A 17,218-nucleotide genomic window follows, 5' to 3' on the forward strand; every position below is an offset into this window, starting at 1 on the left:
AGTTATTCAAGCTTTTTCAACGCTTTTTTTTGATGTTTTCTTAACCTAATCTTTAACTCGCTGAAACCGTGAATTTTGAAAGTAAAAGTTTTTGCCTCTCTCCGACCCTCTCCGAAAGAAAAGATAAATTTGTGTGTAAAAATGGTAGTTTCTATAGTCTTAACCAGTTTAATAGCGACTTGATTTACCCATACAATCTTGTTCAATTTATCATTTGTTGCCTATTTCTTGGTTCGTCTCTTCGTATCTACTCCTATTAAAAGTTTGTCTTGCCTATTTTCTATGGAGAAAAAACTGTTGTATCAATAAAATGACTTTATCCTCTACCTTATATATGACATTGCTTTTCTAATATCTCCTATATATAAGCTTACTGGGTTTTGTATTGGTGTGAGTTCTTTTGCTCTTGATTAAACTAGATATCCTAATAATTCCAGGGTCGCGTTAGGGATAGCAGCGGAAAGCCCACAGCCCCGCCTTTTTATGGCGGGACGAGGACTTGTAGTGAATAGCCCGACTCATTATATAAAGAAAGGCGATTATCTTTTTTTGATAATCGCCTTTCTTTATATAATGAGGAACGCCCAAATGAATTTTATTTATTGAGATTTTCAGCTCTGGATTCCCAGGAATCAGTTAGACTATCATAATCAACTGGTTTGGCCGGATTTTGATTTTGTAATCTTCCGGAATCAAATGCCCTCACTAATATAGTTTCTATCAGATAGTCTTCATTAACATCGAAAGGTGCATATTTTGTTTTTAAATTAATATCAAACATGCTTGCCGCAGTATTCGACCAAAATGCCTTCCAACCACTTTTCAGGTTTTTAACCAATTCATAAGTTGTAGTGCCAGTTTGACGATGAATTAATTTGACTAATATTTGACCTTGTTTACGGGAAAGCTTTTTAAGTTTAGCTTCAAACTCATCACTCAAATAACTTTCTACTATTTTAAAGTATCTTTTTTTCTCCTTATTAGTTTTAAGTTTTTCCATTCCTTTATTAAGAATAATTAATCGCTCCGAAGCTAGTTTTGCATAAGGATAAGTTTTATATACCCGACTTTGAAGTAATAAAAACTGCTTTCTTGCTTCAGGATCTGTATTTCCCTTATATATCAGAACTTCGGGTAATTGAATGGTATCATTAAGAATATATTCATCTTCTCCTAATTCATATCCCATCTTTGTGGTATCCTGAGGTATTACCTGTGCATTAACAGACAGAGTAGTAAATAAACAAAACAACAAAAATTTAATTAGCTTCATACAGGGAAATTTAATTGCCAAAATTATACATTATATACACAACTGTAATGCCAAATTTATAATTTAGCAAAAAAATAATTTTATGAGCACTAAATCAATATTAAACAAGTCATCACTTGAGTTTTTAGAAAACTATCTTAATAATGCATCACCCACAGGATATGAAAGTGGCGGGCAAAAATTATGGATGGAATACCTGAAACCTTATGTAGATACTTTTATAACGGACACTTACGGTTCTGCTGTTGGAATTATAAATCCGGATGCACCTTATAAAGTAGTGATTGAAGGTCATGCTGACGAAATTTCATGGTATGTCAATTATATTACGGATGATGGGTTAATCTACGTGATTAGAAATGGTGGTTCAGATCACCAAATTGCACCTTCAAAACGCGTTAACATTCATACTAAAGCAGGAATTGTAAAAGGTGTTTTTGGCTGGCCGGCTATTCATACCCGCAATAGAGGAAAAGAAGAAGTAGCAAAAGTTGATAATTTGTTTATTGATATTGGTTGTGAAACTAAAGAACAGGTAGATAAAATGGGTGTTCATGTAGGTTGCGTGATTACGTATCCTGATGAATTCATGATTTTGAACGAAAACAAATTTGTTTGTCGCGCGATTGACAACCGTATGGGCGGATTTATGATTGCCGAAGTGGCACGTTTATTACACGAAAACAAAATAAAACTTCCTTTTGGACTGTATATCACTAATTCGGTTCAAGAGGAAGTAGGTCTTCGTGGTGCTGAAATGATTACCAAAACAATCAAACCAAATGTCGCCATTGTTACTGATGTTTGTCATGACTCCACTACTCCAATGATTGAAAAGAAAATTGAAGGTGATACAAAAATTGGTAAAGGACCTGTAGTTACTTATGCTCCTGCAGTTCAAAATAATTTGAGAGAATTGATTTTAGAAACTGCTATGGCGAAAGAAATTCCGTTCCAAAGATTGGCTTCTTCTCGCGTTACCGGCACAGATACCGATGCTTTTGCTTACAGTAATGGCGGCGTAGCTTCGGCTTTGATATCCTTGCCGTTGCGTTATATGCATACCACGGTTGAAATGGTGCACCGTGATGACGTTGAAAACGTGATCAAATTAATTTATGAAACCTTATTGAAATTAGAGAACGAAGAAACATTCTCTTATTTCAAATAGTTTTTAGGAGCTAATCCCGTCTCGTTCTAAAAACGAGATTGCAATCTTTCCCTTTTTGACAGCAAAAAGGAAAAGGATTTCCTCTTCAAACGAAGTTCACTGAACTCCGCTGAAAGCAGAAGCAAGGTGAAGTAATCGGGGCTAAAAACCGCAGTTCAAATTATGAATTGCGGTTTTTTTATTAAATTTACTTAAACAATTCATAAAAATGCAATCAACCGCCACATCAATACAAGCGTATTTAGAAGAAATTCCAGAGGAAAGAAAAATAGCTTTAACAAAACTCCGAGAAACAATTCTAGAAAATATTCCAAAAGTATTTGTTGAACAAATGTCCTACGGCATGATTGGTTATGTAGTGCCACATTCTATTTATCCTAGTGGCTATCATTGCGAACCAAAACTCCCGTTACCTTTTATTAACATCGCTTCTCAAAAAAATTTCATTGCGCTTTACCACATGGGAATTTATGCTAAACCCGAATTACTGAATTGGTTTGTTACCGAATATCCAAAACACAGTAAACAAAAACTAGACATGGGAAAAAGTTGCATCCGATTTAAGAAGATAGACCAAATTCCGTTTGACTTAATTGCTGAACTCGTGCAAAAAATAACAGTGCAAGAATGGATTACTTGTTATGAATCATCATTTAAAAAATAAAAAAACCGCAATTCAAAATTTATGAATTGCGGCTTTTAATAAACTGTGTTGTATAATTATCTATTTTTCAAGTATTGCTTTAGCATTTAAAGAAAATCCAACAATATTAAGTACAAACCCAATAAAAATTAAACCTCCAGCGATTAGACCTGCTCTTCCAGAGTTTGGATACTCAATAAGTAGATAAATGGAAATCGATATCATAACAAGACTAATACTGTAAATTAAATTTTTCATAATTAATGTTTTTTTTATCAACTAAAGGTAACTATATGTTTTAAATAAAAGCTAATGTTTTTATATATTAGCTAGATATTCCAAAACATTTTTCTCTATTCGCTCCTCTATATTTGCAATATCTGCTTTTACAAATTTCTCTCCTAAGATATTTTCGTATAATTCAATATATCTTTCAGAAACAGTTTCTATGTATTCGTCAGTCATATTTGGAATTTGTTGCCCTTCCAGACCTTGAAAACCATTTTCGATTAACCAACGACGAACAAACTCTTTCGATAATTGTTTTTGTTCTTCACCGCTGTTTTGACGTTCTTGGTATCCTTCTGCATAAAAATAACGAGAAGAATCCGGTGTATGGATTTCATCAATCAAGACAATTACTCCTTCTTTAGTTTTACCAAATTCATATTTGGTGTCCACTAAAATCAAACCACGACTAGCAGCAATTTCAGTTCCTCTTTGAAATAAATCTCTCGTGAATTTTTCTAAAACGATATAATCTTCTTCCGTAACAATTCCTTTCGACAAAATATCCTCACGTGAAATATCCGCATCATGTTCTCCGTTATCCGCTTTTGTAGTCGGCGTAATAATAGGTTCTGGAAATTTATCATTTTCTTTCAAATAGTTAGGCATTGAAACTCCGCAAATTTCTCTTTTGCCAAGAGCGTATTCACGAGCAGCATGACCTGAAAGATATCCACGAATCACCATTTCTACTTTGAAAGGCTCACATAAATGCCCAACAGCAACATTAGGATCAGGAGTTGCAATTAACCAGTTAGGAACAATATCCTCCGTCAATTCCATGAATTTTGTTGCAATCTGGTTTAGAATTTGACCTTTATATGGAATTCCTTTTGGCAAAACTACATCAAAAGCCGAAAGCCTGTCTGTAGCTACCATAACCAAAAGTTCATCATTGATATTATACACTTCTCTTACTTTACCGCGGTAAACAGATTTCTGGTTTGGAAAATTAAAATCAGTAGTTGTGATGGTGTTGCTCATTATACTAGTTGTGTGTGTTTATTTTTAGTTCCTGCAAATTTAAAACTATTTCATACAGTTTCGCAAAGAACAGAACTCTTAAATTTCATTTTTATATTTAAAGTTATTTTTTAAGCAACGTTTCATTAAATAAATTGAAGATTCGGCTGTATTCGTCAACCCAAGAATAGGTTTCTTTAAAACCGTGAGCTTCCACTGGAAAACTGGATAAACTCCATTTTTTCTTGCCTAATTCGATAAAACGTTGAGACAAACGAACAATATCTTTGTATTCTACATTATCATCTACCATACCGTGAAGCATCAATAAATCCCCTTGTAAATTATCGGCAAAATAGATTGGAGAACTTTTTTTGTAGGCATCCGGATCTGTTTCCGGGAAATTAAGAATGTTTCCGGTGTAGCCTTGATTGTAATGTGCCCAATCCGTTACGGAACGTAATGCAGCACCCGAAGCAAACTCCTTTGGAGTAGTCAGCATTCCCATCAACGTTATGAAACCTCCATAAGAACCACCATAAATCCCAACTTTTGACGCATCAATTCCGTATTTTTCGACTAGATATTTTTTGCCATCAATTTGATCTGTTAAATCTTTTCCGCCCATAAAACGGTAAATACCTGTTCTAAAATCACGTCCGTATCCATCGCTTCCTCTATAATCAATATCTAAAACAGTATAGCCTAAATCGACCAATAAATTATGAAACATGTATTCTCTATGGTATGTACTCCAGTAGTTATGTGCGTTTTGCAAATAACCGGCACCATGAACAAACAAGATTGCTGCTTTGTTAGCATTTGCAGTTTGTGGCTTGTACAATCTGGCATTTACCGGAGTTCCATCCTGAGCTTTGAAAGTGATTACTTCCGGTTCACGCCATGAATACCCTCTGAAACTTTCCGATGTTGAAGTCGTTATCTGATTTAAGATGGTATTCTTTTTATTAGGCGCTACATACAATTCCCAAGGTTTATTTTTATAGGAATATCGAACCAATAAGGTGCTTTCGTCGGGAGACAAACTCACTTCATGAGCGCCATCTTTAGTTAAAATAGGTTGTAAAACAAGATCTGCCACTTCCAATTTATAAAAATTTCTGTTTCCCGGGTGTGTCGTTGTTGTGGTTAAATAAAAAGACTTTTTATCTTTTGACAAATTCACATTGCGCACTTCCCAATTTCCTTTGGTCAGTTGTGTTTTCTTTTTTGATTTTAAATTATAGGTATACAAATGAGAATAACCCGTTTCTTCGGATTGAAAATAAACTGTTTCATTATCTCCCAAAAATCCAAGCGTTCCTCTTCCATAAGAATTAGAAGGAATTCCAGGTCCGCCAATCCAAGCTTCATCATGTTGATGATCTAATTCTTGAAAGGTTCCTTTCTCAAGATTTAAACTGATAATCCATCGGTCTTTGTTATCCTGACTTCTTATTTCAGCAATGGCGTAAGAACCATTTTCATTGTAAACAGGTTCTTGAACAACAATTAGTTTATCCTTCTTTACTGCAGTTTTTGATTTTTCATAGGACTCAAAATATTTAGGAACATCCTGAATATGACTCAACGATGAAAAATTCATGAAATAAACAGAATCTTTGGCGATGTTGTAAATCCCGAATTTGGTTGCCAATAAATTGTCTACAGAAACTTTTTCCTTCGTATCTTCAATTTGGTTATACCCATCTGCAGTTATGAAAAGTTCCATTTTTTCACTTTTTCGTTCTGATTCCTCTATTAATCTAAAGGTGGCGAAATTTCCTTTTGGATCCACTTTCAAGCTTCCAAAAGTGTTTTTTCCATAATAATACGGTTTTGGAAAATCCGATTTTGTAGTTTTTGATTTTGCCAAATTCCATTTTTTCAGTTCTTCCTGATCTCTGACGAATTGAAATAATTCCTCTTGTTGGCTTTTCAAAAAAGATTCTTTATCAGCGACTTTCTCATCTGATTTTCCTTTACGAAAGTTCGTAATTTGAATAATAGAACCTTCATTGGTATTAAACTGAAAAAGATTTTCATTTTGTCTGAAATAAAGCACTCCCGGCATAGCGCCCATTTGCAAATTAGCAATCGGACTGCTTTGTTGGTATAGTTTTTTTGTAGTTTTACTTTTCAAGGAATATGAAAACAATCTTCCTTTATCAATGTAATAATACAAATCCGGATTGGCTGTTTTTTTGAAATCAAATTTTGAAAAAACGGCTTCATTTGGAGACGCTATTTCTGGTTTTGATAATCCATTTTTCCAAAAATAAGTACTCGTACCCAATTCATTATTTGGATTCCAATCAAAATAAACTTTCTGTCCATCTAAAGACCATCTTTCATTTTCTGGTTGCGCACCAATGAAAGCGTTACCTTTCATGATTTCTTCCAATTGTAGCGTTTGACTTTGCATTGTTATGGAAAACAAAACAGAGATGGCAAGGATTATTTTTTTATTCATTTGGTTTTAATTTTATGTGTAAATTGGTAAATGTGGTTAGTTAAAAAAATTAATTATTCAGTAGTTGCTGAGCGATATATTTCGCAACTCCTTCTTTATCATTAGTTGAAATTACATCTAAATGGGACAGCTTCGCCTTCAAACTGTCGGGTGCATTTCCCATAACTAAACCTTTACCTGAGGATTTGAGCATATTTTCATCGTTATATCCATCACCAAAGGAAATTGTTTGCTCGAAAACAAAATTCTCTTTTTCCAGAATTTTAGCAATCGCAACACTTTTGTCTACAGACTTGTCCATAAATTCCAAACAAAAAGGCAAACTAAACGCATGGCTAAAAAGTCCGATATGATTTTCTAAAATCTTATCGCGTAATTCAATTAATTTTGAATGTTTAGGATGTGTAAAAAAAACTTTTATAGCACTCAAATCTTCTAAACTGGAAAAATCTACCAGTTCAGGATGATAATTTACTTCAGGTTGAAATTCGTTTAGTTTTTCATTGTGCTTGTTGGTTTGCCAAACATTTTCTCTGAACAATACGGTTGTTATTTCAGGATCAATATCTAAAGACAAAACAGATTTAACAGCGTCGCTTTCCATATTAAAAGAAAAAAGAAGTTCTTTTTCAGGAGAATGTATGCGCGCTCCATTTGAAGTAACTAAATACAGAGGAATATCCAATCCTGCAACAATAGGCATTGCATCCAAGTGATGACGGCCTGTTGCTACAATAATTAAATAATTTTGATTGTGAAGTTCTTGAAAAACAGTTTTGGTATATTTGGAAATTTTGTGATCTGAATTGAGTAGAGTTCCATCTAAATCACTAATTACTACTTTAATTTTATCTTTTAAAATCATTTCTTTCAACTGAAATTTTATTAATTCCAAATTTATTGCATTTATAAGACATACAAAAGGAATCGATCGGATTTTATTTAAAGCTTTACGGATAAACTGGTAGCTTTTTTTTAAATAACAAAGCGGAAAGTAAATCCATTCTCTACTGAAAATGAACTTTCTTTCCGCTTAAAAAAATTTCGTTTATTTACTAATCGTTGTTTTCAATCATTTTATAAGCATCAATTACTTTTTTGACTAATCGGTGTCGTACAATGTCTTTGTCATCCAGATAAATGATTCCAATTCCATCAATATCTTTCAAAACCAATAAGGCTTCTTTTAGTCCGGAAATAGTTCTTCGTGGTAAATCGACCTGACCTGGATCACCAGTAATCATAAATTTAGCACTTTTCCCCATACGGGTAAGAAACATTTTCATTTGGGAATGAGTAGTATTTTGGGCTTCATCCAAAATTACAAAAGCATTATCCAGTGTTCTACCTCGCATAAATGCCAAAGGCGCAATTTGGATAACTCCCTTTAAAATATAATCTTCGAGCTTTTCATTGGGTAACATATCGCGCAAAGCATCATATAAAGGTTGCATGTAAGGATCCAGTTTTTCCTTCATATCACCCGGAAGAAAACCAAGGTTCTCCCCTGCTTCAACTGCTGGTCTAGTCAGAATAATCCGTTTAACTTGTTTTTCTTTCAGCGCTTTAATTGCCATGGCAACACCTGTATATGTTTTTCCGGTTCCGGCTGGTCCAACAGCAAAAACCATATCATTTTTTTCCATGGTATCTACCAGCAATTGCTGATTGGGAGTCATGGCCTTTATGATTTTCCCTCCTACTCCATGCACTAATATTTTATCCTGACCTTGAAATTTTCTGTCTTCCTGAACATCGCCTAGAATAACGCGTTCGATTACATTATTATCAATGTTATTGTATCTTGAAAAGTGCACCATTAATCGTTGAAAACGTTTTTCGAACTCGTCTAAAACTTCTTTTTCACCAAAAGCTTTTAAAGTTGTTCCCCGAGCGACAATTTTCAATTTTGGATAATATTTTTTAATTGTTTCAAGATGAGTGTCTTGAGCGCCCCAAAAGTCTTTTGGAGCGATGTCTATGAGCTCGATTATTCTTTCGTTCAAATGCGGTTGTTTTTAGGTTATTAATTTAAGGTCATTCGCAATCCAATTCCGCTTGAATTGGTAATTAAATCCAGTCTTGGTTGATTGAATTGTTTGTATCCTGTAGCATTTTGATTGTTATATTCAGTAACTACATTTTTAATTTTATTAGAAAAACCAATCTTGATAGGAATGGCTATTATGACTGCTGCAATACCAATATAAGTCATTAATGATGGATAATTGTTTTCCTCGTCTTGAAGAGCATATTGCCCACCTCCAATTGGTGTTGCTGATATTCCAGAAGCAGTAACTCCCTGAACTAAATCAGCAGTCAAAAATCCAAGACCACTAATAATTAAAATGTTTCCAAGTGTTTTTTTAGATCTACCATCATTGTAATCCTCTAGTAATTGTTGATTATCTTTTAACAATTCCCTTACTTGATTGGGTGAAATTTTTTGGCTTTCAGAATCTAAAATAGTTCCGTTGGACTTGTAAACTAATTTTTGTGAATGCGATTGTAAGCTACAAAAGAAAAGAAGAAGAAAAAATAGAGGTTTAATCATGTGTTAGTTTAAATTGAAATTAAAATTCTAATTAATTAAAGCCGAAAATACTTTAGCTTTGCGTTTCTCAAATTTAATGAAAATTAGGTTTACAAAACACCAATAGTTATAAACAAATTTATGTCAATAATTACCCTTACTTCCGATTATGGCTTGAAAGACCACTTTGTAGGTGCGCTAAAAGGGAAGATTTTATCTGAGTATTCCGAAGCAAAAATCATTGACATTTCACACGAAATTGACCCATTCAACACGGTAGAAGCAAGTTACATTATTAGCGCTTCGTATTCAAGCTTCCCAAAAGGAACTGTTCACCTTATTGGTGTGGATATGGAACACAATAAGGAAAACCAACATATTGTGATGCAATGGAACGATCATTATTTCATTGCTGCCGATAATGGTATTTTAAGCATGCTTTCGCAAAAAATTGTTCCGCAAAAAATGGTCGCTATTAATATTCATGATCGTTTACCCAGTGATGCCGCAGATTTAGATGTGTTTGTAACGGTGGCTTGTCATCTCGCTAAAGGCGGCTTGATGAACGTTATTGGGAAAGAAATAAACACGATTAAACAAGTCACCGACTTACAAGCTGTTCTTTCCGCTGATGGAAATTCGCTGAAAGGACACGTGATTTATATTGACCATTTTGGAAATGTAATTACTAATATTTCTAAAAAATATTTTATCGAAGTTGCCAAAGGAAGACCGTATGAAATTGTATTGAAAACTAAAAATATCAAAACCATTTTGCCCAACTATTCTGCCATTGCAAATTCTGAAAAATATCCTATCAAATCGTATGAAGGCGAAAAATTAGCGATTTTCAACGAAGCCGGTTTTCTGGAAATTGCTATTTTTAGAAGTAATCCTTCTAAAGTGGGTTCTGCCAATAGTTTATTAGGATTGAATTATAGGGATGTTATAAATATAATGTTCAGTTAATTTTTTTTTTTGATTTTTGATTGAAGACTAACGATTTATGATTTAAAGCAAGACAATATGAAAACAGTTATAAAAATAAGTTTTAAAAATTTAAAACAAAATTATCTTGAAGTGCAACAATTTCTTCAAAAAGAATCTGGAGAAAAAAATATTTATAGCAAATCAAAAGTAGCAAATGATTTAAGTCTTTGGGGAGATGATAATTATGATATGTTAGAAGATTTTATTACAAAATACAATTTAGATTTTTCAGATTTTAAATATGATAAACATTTCGAAAGTGAGGGTGAATTAACCATCAGTATTTGGTCTATTTTATCTGTTTTATTGCTTCCTCTGTTCATTACTAAAGGTATTTTGTCTTATCTTCTTAATTTTTTATCAAATAAGTATTCATATAAGATTGATAAATTCAATTTCTTTTTAAAAGAATACAAATCAGATAAAATTGATTTAACAATGGGAGATTTAATTACATCCAAAATTAAAGGAAAGTTTTCTTTAAGAGAAGATATAAGATTTGTTCTTAACTAATTGCAAAATCTGAAATCATAAATCGTTAATCTAAAATCATAAATCTAAATGTTTGTACGAATAGTAAAATTGAGTTTTCACGAGGAACATATTCCTGCATTTTTAGAAAACTTCGAGTTGATGAAATATAAAATACGAAATGCGCCCGGAAATCGTTTCTTAGAATTGTATCAAGATAAAAACAACAAAAGCATTTTCTTTACTTACAGTTATTGGGAAACCGAAGCTGATTTAGAAAATTACAGGAATTCCGAACTTTTTTACGATGTTTGGACATTCACCAAGAAATTATTCAATGACAAACCAGAAGCGTGGAGCGTTGATAAATTAGTTAGTTTAGAATAAAAAATAGTTTAAATTTTAAGGTTTAAAGTTGCTGGATTGGGAACTTTAAACCTTAAACATTTGAAACTTTAAACAAAAAAATAAATGAAATCAATAGTATTACGAGAGATAAAATCCTTTTTCGGTTCGCCCATAGGTTACTTAGTAATTGCCATTTTTCTAATTATTAACGGATTGTTTCTTTGGGTTTTCGAGGGAGAGTATAATATTCTGAATACCGGTTTTTCTGATTTGACGCCGTTTTTCACCTTGGCGCCCTGGATTTTGATATTCTTGATTCCTGCGGTAACCATGCGTAGTTTTTCGGATGAAAAAAAACAAGGAACATTAGAATTATTACTGACAAAACCATTGAGTATTTGGCAAATCGTAAACGGAAAATTTCTTGGAGCTTTGCTTTTGATTGTAATGGCAATTATCCCAACATTCATTTATGTATTCGTTATTTATAATTTAGGAATGCCGGAAGGCAATATCGATATGGGAAGTACGATTGGTTCTTATTTTGGATTATTGTTCCTGATTGCAGCGTATTCTGCCATCGGAATATTTACTTCAACGCTATCTGATAACCAAATAGTAGCTTTTATTGTTGCCGTATTTTTATGTTTCTTCTTCTATTTTGGTTTTGAAGGATTAGCATCTGTTGTTCCAAATGTATCTTCCATAATCGCATCATTAGGAATGCAAGATCATTTCAAAAGCATGAGCCGAGGCGTATTAGACACAAGAGATATCCTATATTTTACAAGCATAACCGTTGTCTTTCTTTCCTTTACTGTTTACAATCTAAAATCTTTCAAATCGTAATGACTACTTCTAAGAAAAATAACCTAAAATCAGTATTGATTATACTTGCTATTGTAGTGCTTGCGAATGTGATAGGAAGTTCCTTTTTTCATCGTTTTGATTTAACCAAAGATAAAAGATACACGCTTTCCCCTACTTCTTTGAATATCATCAAGCAAGTTCAAAACCCGTTGTCCATAAAAGTATATATGCAAGGCGATTTACCTGCCGAATTCAAACGTTTACAGCAAGAAACGAAACAATTACTGGAAGAATTTCAGGCGTACAACAAAAATATCATTTTTGAATTCGTAGATCCTTTGGAAAACGAAGTCGCAAGCATGGACAATATTAAAGACTTGTATCGAAAAGGGCTTACGCCAATAAACATAACCGTTGACAACAAAGGAAAGCAATCTCAAGCGATGGTTTTTCCGTGGGCGATTGCCGTTTATGACAACAAGGAAGTAAATATTCCATTGTTGAAAAATATTATGGGAGCTTCAACTACCCAAAAAGTAATTGGATCTGTGCAGCATTTAGAATACTCAATTGCGGAAGGGTTGAATAAGATTACCAAAGCCAAACAAAAGAAAATCGCCGTCATTAAAGGAAACGGTGAATTGCAAGATATTTTGATGGCTAAATTTCTTTTGCAAGTGCGCGAAAGTTATTTTATTGGTCCGTTTACATTAGATTCTGTTGTAAAAAATCCTGTTGGAAGTTTAGAAGCTTTAGAAAAATATGACTTGGCTGTTATTGCTAAACCTACTGAAACATTTACCGATGCTGAGAAACAAGTTTTGGATCAATTTATCATCAACGGAGGAAAAACATTGTGGTTGATTGACCAAGTTACAGCAGAAATGGATAGTTTATATAATGCTTCAGGAGCAACTTTGGCGTATCCAAAAGATTTGAATTTGAATGATATGTTCTTTAAATACGGCATCCGAATCAATCCTGATTTAGTAAAAGACGAACAAGGAAGTCCCATAAAACTAGCCACCGGAGAACAAGGAAGCGCCACTCAATTTCAGGAATTCAACTGGAAATTTGCACCACAGGTGTATCCAAACAGTTTGCATCCGATTGTGAAAAATTTAGGGGGAATCAAATTTGATTTTGCGAATCCTATCGATACCTTGAAAAACGGAATCAAGAAAACCATTTTGTTACAATCATCACAATATTCGAAAAAAATAGGAACTCCAACAGAGATAAATTTAAACATTGTTGCCGAAGAAACTTCACCAAACGATTACTTGAACAAAGGAAAGATTCCGCTTTCGGTTTTATTGGAAGGTTCATTTCATTCCATGTTTGAAAATCGCGTATTACCATTTGAACAAAAAACATTTCAAGCCACAGGACAAAAGAACAAGATGATTGTGATTTCAGATGGGGATTTGATAAAAAACCAATTGGATAAAAACTTTCAACCCGTAGAATTGGGTTATGACCAAAGGTCTGGTAATTTGTATGATAATAAAGATTTCCTGATAAATTGCGTCAATTATCTATTAGATGATACTGGACTTATTAACATTCGAAGCAAAGATCTTGATTTACCTTTATTGGATAAAGAAAAAGTTTATGAAAACTATACCCGAACACAAATCCTAACTATCGGGCTTCCAATTCTTATTTTGGTACTTTTTGGTGTCGTATTTACTTTCCTTCGAAAAAGAAAATATAGCAAATAGATGTTAATAAAAAAGTTTCCAAACTAGAATAGTTTACGATACATTTGTAAAATGTATCGTATTTCGGAATTAAAGAAATACCTTAAAAAATAAAACAAAACAGATGAAATTTATAGTATCGAGTTCGTACTTATTGAAGCAATTACAAGTTTTAGGTAACGTTATCAACAGCAGTAATACTTTGCCTATTTTAGATAACTTTTTATTTGATTTAGACCATAATGTACTAACGGTTTCCGCTTCTGATTTAGAGACAACAATGTCTGCTACTTTAGGAATTGATTCAGAAAGTAAAGGAAGCGTTGCTGTACCTGCAAAATTACTTTTGGAAATCCTTAAAACATTCCCAGAACAGCCTTTAACTTTTACCGTTGAAGAAAATAGTACGATAGAAATCAGTTCTAATTCTGGAAAATATGCTTTGGCTTATGCTCTTGGAGACGAATTTCCAAAATCGGTAAACTTAGACGATCCATCTGTAACACTTGTTCCTGCTGATGTTTTGGCAACAGCCATAAGCAAAACAATATTTGCTGCAGGAAATGATGATTTGCGTCCAGTAATGTCAGGTGTATTCTTCCAGTTTTCGCCACAGGGATTAACATTTGTAGCAACTGATGCGCACAAATTAGTAAAATATGCGCGTACAGATGTAACGGCTTCTCAAGTCGCTGATTTTATTATGCCAAAGAAACCTTTGAACATTTTAAAAAATATTCTTGGTAGTTCAGATGCTGAAGTGAAAATTGAATATAACGATTCGAATGCTACTTTTTCTTTCGACAATTATGTTTTAATGTGTCGTTTGATTGATGGAAAATATCCAAATTACGAAGCGGTAATTCCAAAAGAGAATCCAAATAAATTAATGATTGACCGTTCTCAATTTTTGAGTTCTGTGCGTCGTGTTGCGATCTTTTCTAATAAAACAACTCACCAAATTCGTTTGAAAATCGCGGGTGCTGAATTGAATGTTTCCGCTGAAGATATTGACTATTCAAACAAGGCGGAAGAAAGATTGACATGTGATTATCAAGGTGATGATATGCAAATAGGCTACAATTCTCGTTTCTTGACTGAAATGTTGACTAACTTGCAATCGGATATGATTATGCTTGAAATGTCATTGCCAAACAGAGCCGGAATCCTAACTCCTGTTGATGGATTAGAAGAAGGTGAAACAGTTACTATGCTTGTAATGCCAGTAATGCTGAACAGCTAGATTAAAATACGCTATTAACCAAACCATTTTTATATTTAAAAAACCGTCTCGATTTATCGGGACGGTTTTTTGCTTTAATTCATTTTGCATTTTTGTCAATACCGAATAAGGAATCTCTTTGATATTTCGTTTAAATGATTATGATAACTGCTCGTTATAGTGTGTTTGCTTCGTTCCTTGCAAAGACAAACTGAACACTGAATACTAATTAAATCACTCCCATTTTTTTCATTAAGAATATAGTACTTCATTTTTCACAAATTCCGTCACGCAATATGTAGTGAAAATAAAGTCATTATTGATAATCTCTACTTCAAAACATTTATTTGTTAATATATTTGGATATTCATTTGTGGTCAAACAAACTTCAATATCATGAATAGCTATGACTTAAAACAATACTCATACACCCCAACTTTTAATCAACTATGATACCGTAAAACAATTATTAGCCAGAAGTCGATATTTACTTCATAAATCAAGACAAAGATGAACCTACAGCCAAGAAGAAAGAGCGAAACTATTATTTGAATTGTAACCTAATATTAAAAAAGCATAGACTCTATCACAGCAACTACGAACAATCTACAATACTAATAAAGATAACAATGTGGCTATATTAAAAGTAGAAAAGTGGAGGAATCAGGTTTTAAAAACTTTAGTATCGTTCTTAAATACCATATTCTTTAATTATCAATCAATTTTAAACTACTTTGATAATCGAAGTAAAAACATCTGCAAAAGATTTTAACGCAAAAGATTAAAGCATTTAGAAGTAAGTTTAGAGGGGTTTGTAAAATTGACTTTTTTCTATTTAGAGTAACTAATCTTTTAGGAAAATCTCCAACTTTCAAACTTAAACCAGATTTTTTAAATACAGGAAAGTATTGAAATATAAAAAGCCCCTCACTGAGGGGCTTTCCGCGGAGAAAGAGGGATTCGAACCCCCGGACCTGTTACAGTCAACAGTTTTCAAGACTGCCGCATTCGACCGCTCTGCCATTTCTCCAGTATGTCGCTTTCATTACCTGATTGCGAGTGCAAATATAAGAACCTTTTTTGGTTATGCAAATCTATTTTTAGAAAAAAAACATCTATTTTTTATACTAATTTTTAAAGGTTTCATTTTGTATACTTTAGACAAAAAATATTTTAAAAAAAATTAGAAAAAAAATTTAATACTTAACATATTCTGTGATTTCTAGGCCGTATCCTATCATTCCAACTCGTTTTGTTTGCTCGGTATTGGACAGTAAACGAATTTTTGAAATGTCTATATCATGTAAAATTTGTGCTCCAATACCAAAATCTTTGTTGTCCATCTTGATTTGTGGCGCTTTAAATTCTCCTTTGGCTTGCAATCCTTTCAATTCTACAATTCGATTCAGTAATTCCACTGATTGTGCTTCCTGATTGATAAATAAAACGGCACCTTTTCCTTGTTGATTGATGATTTCAAACATATCATCTAATTTTTTGTTGACATCGTTTGTCAATGTACCTAAAATATCATTATTGACTAATGTCGAATTAATTCTCGTTAAAACAGATTCGCCAATATTCCACGTACCTTTGGTTAAGGCAATATGTATTTGTTTGTTGGTAGTTTGTTGGTACGCTCTCAATCTGAAAGTCCCGTAACGCGTTTCAATATCAAAATCTTCTTTTTTGACAATCAAACTGTCGTGTTGCATTCGATACGCAACTAAGGCTTCAATGGAAACTAATTTTAAATCGAATTTTTTAGCCACTTCAACCAATTGTGGAAGTCTCGCCATTGTTCCGTCTTCATTCATGATTTCCACAATTACACCGGCTGATTTAAATCCAGCTAAACGAGCGAAATCAATTGCAGCTTCTGTGTGACCAGTTCTTCTTAAAACACCTCCTTGTTTAGCAATCAAAGGGAAAATATGTCCTGGTCTTGCTAAATCATGTGGTTTTGTTTCGGGATTAACGAGCGCTAAAACTGTTTTTGCTCTATCCGCAGCAGATATTCCTGTGGTTACACCATTTCCTCTTAAATCTACCGAAACTGTAAAAGCAGTTTCCATAGGATCCGTATTGTTGGTCACCATTACATGTAATCCTAATTCTTTACAACGGCTTTCTGTTAGTGGAGCACAAATTAATCCACGGCCATGTGTTGCCATAAAATTGATCATTTCTGGTGTCACTTTTTCGGCTGCAGCCAAAAAATCGCCTTCATTTTCACGATCTTCATCATCAACAACTATAATAATTTTTCCTTGACGGATGTCTTCTATTGCTTCTTCAATTGTGTTAAGTTGTATTTTATTTAAGTCCAT

The 17,218-nt window shown here is 33.3% G+C and carries 16 protein-coding genes and 1 tRNA gene; 8 read left to right on the plus strand and 9 right to left on the minus strand.

All coding sequences use genetic code 11. The features are described 5' to 3' along the window. Window positions 1-595: 595 nt before the first annotated feature. Window positions 596-1,273, minus strand: a complete 678-nt coding sequence (locus tag DR980_RS14000; protein ID WP_113637267.1) for a DUF4294 domain-containing protein — start codon at window positions 1,271-1,273, stop codon at window positions 596-598. Window positions 1,274-1,355: 82 nt separating this feature from the next. Here DR980_RS14000 and DR980_RS14005 point away from each other — a divergent pair, with 82 nt between their 5' ends. Both DR980_RS14005 and DR980_RS14010 read left to right on the plus strand, forming a co-directional pair. Then, window positions 1,356-2,444: a M42 family metallopeptidase gene (locus tag DR980_RS14005; RefSeq protein ID WP_113637269.1), complete on the plus strand. Its 1,089-nt coding sequence runs from the start codon at window positions 1,356-1,358 to the stop codon at window positions 2,442-2,444. A 208-nt stretch (window positions 2,445-2,652) separates the two neighbouring features. Beyond that, a complete protein-coding gene (locus DR980_RS14010; protein ID WP_113637271.1) occupies window positions 2,653-3,108 on the plus strand; it encodes a DUF1801 domain-containing protein in 456 nt (151 codons plus the stop codon). A gap of 60 nt (window positions 3,109-3,168) precedes the next feature. Here the strand turns inward: DR980_RS14010 and DR980_RS16380 are convergent, their stop codons facing one another. The 6 genes from DR980_RS16380 to DR980_RS14035 all read right to left on the minus strand — a co-directional run bounded on the left by DR980_RS16380 (window position 3,169) and on the right by DR980_RS14035 (window position 9,365). Then, entirely contained in the window at window positions 3,169-3,345 is a 177-nt protein-coding gene (locus tag DR980_RS16380; protein ID WP_167400571.1) for a hypothetical protein, read from the minus strand. A 60-nt stretch (window positions 3,346-3,405) separates the two neighbouring features. Continuing rightward, window positions 3,406-4,359, minus strand: a complete 954-nt coding sequence (locus DR980_RS14015) for a phosphoribosylaminoimidazolesuccinocarboxamide synthase (protein ID WP_113637274.1) — start codon at window positions 4,357-4,359, stop codon at window positions 3,406-3,408. A gap of 103 nt (window positions 4,360-4,462) precedes the next feature. Beyond that, window positions 4,463-6,811: a S9 family peptidase gene (locus DR980_RS14020; RefSeq protein ID WP_113637276.1), complete on the minus strand. Its 2,349-nt coding sequence runs from the start codon at window positions 6,809-6,811 to the stop codon at window positions 4,463-4,465. A 49-nt stretch (window positions 6,812-6,860) separates the two neighbouring features. Then, window positions 6,861-7,706, minus strand: coding sequence for an HAD family hydrolase (locus tag DR980_RS14025; protein ID WP_317047946.1), 846 nt, complete (start codon window positions 7,704-7,706; stop codon window positions 6,861-6,863). 160 nt (window positions 7,707-7,866) lie between these two features. Continuing rightward, the gene (locus DR980_RS14030) at window positions 7,867-8,817 is read right to left on the minus strand and encodes a PhoH family protein (RefSeq protein ID WP_113637278.1); all 951 of its coding nucleotides are present in this window, start codon (window positions 8,815-8,817) and stop codon (window positions 7,867-7,869) included. Between the two features lie 20 nt (window positions 8,818-8,837). Next, on the minus strand, window positions 8,838-9,365 hold the full coding sequence (locus tag DR980_RS14035; RefSeq protein WP_113637280.1) for a hypothetical protein: 528 nt from the start codon (window positions 9,363-9,365) through the stop codon (window positions 8,838-8,840). Window positions 9,366-9,485: 120 nt separating this feature from the next. Here DR980_RS14035 and DR980_RS14040 point away from each other — a divergent pair, with 120 nt between their 5' ends. From DR980_RS14040 to dnaN, 6 genes are all read left to right on the plus strand, one after another. Continuing rightward, on the plus strand, window positions 9,486-10,313 hold the full coding sequence (locus DR980_RS14040) for an SAM hydrolase/SAM-dependent halogenase family protein (RefSeq protein WP_113637282.1): 828 nt from the start codon (window positions 9,486-9,488) through the stop codon (window positions 10,311-10,313). A 57-nt stretch (window positions 10,314-10,370) separates the two neighbouring features. Then, on the plus strand, window positions 10,371-10,847 hold the full coding sequence (locus DR980_RS14045) for a DUF1493 family protein (protein ID WP_113637284.1): 477 nt from the start codon (window positions 10,371-10,373) through the stop codon (window positions 10,845-10,847). A gap of 48 nt (window positions 10,848-10,895) precedes the next feature. Continuing rightward, window positions 10,896-11,192: a putative quinol monooxygenase gene (locus DR980_RS14050; RefSeq protein ID WP_113637286.1), complete on the plus strand. Its 297-nt coding sequence runs from the start codon at window positions 10,896-10,898 to the stop codon at window positions 11,190-11,192. Window positions 11,193-11,276: 84 nt separating this feature from the next. Beyond that, window positions 11,277-12,002, plus strand: a complete 726-nt coding sequence (gene gldF, locus DR980_RS14055; protein ID WP_113637288.1) for a gliding motility-associated ABC transporter permease subunit GldF — start codon at window positions 11,277-11,279, stop codon at window positions 12,000-12,002. Continuing rightward, the gene (gldG, locus tag DR980_RS14060; protein ID WP_113637289.1) at window positions 12,002-13,687 is read left to right on the plus strand and encodes a gliding motility-associated ABC transporter substrate-binding protein GldG; all 1,686 of its coding nucleotides are present in this window, start codon (window positions 12,002-12,004) and stop codon (window positions 13,685-13,687) included. Before gldF ends, gldG begins: the two co-directional genes overlap by 1 nt. A 103-nt stretch (window positions 13,688-13,790) precedes the next feature. After that, the gene (gene dnaN / locus DR980_RS14065) at window positions 13,791-14,909 is read left to right on the plus strand and encodes a DNA polymerase III subunit beta (protein ID WP_113637292.1); all 1,119 of its coding nucleotides are present in this window, start codon (window positions 13,791-13,793) and stop codon (window positions 14,907-14,909) included. 924 nt (window positions 14,910-15,833) lie between these two features. Here the strand turns inward: dnaN and DR980_RS14075 are convergent. Beyond that, window positions 15,834-15,918, minus strand: a tRNA-Ser gene (locus DR980_RS14075). 166 nt (window positions 15,919-16,084) lie between these two features. Continuing rightward, window positions 16,085-17,218: a 3,4-dihydroxy-2-butanone-4-phosphate synthase gene (gene ribB, locus DR980_RS14080; RefSeq protein ID WP_113637295.1), complete on the minus strand. Its 1,134-nt coding sequence runs from the start codon at window positions 17,216-17,218 to the stop codon at window positions 16,085-16,087.

The sequence above is a fragment of the Flavobacterium psychrolimnae genome (assembly GCF_003312425.1).
Lineage (GTDB): Bacteria > Bacteroidota > Bacteroidia > Flavobacteriales > Flavobacteriaceae > Flavobacterium > Flavobacterium psychrolimnae.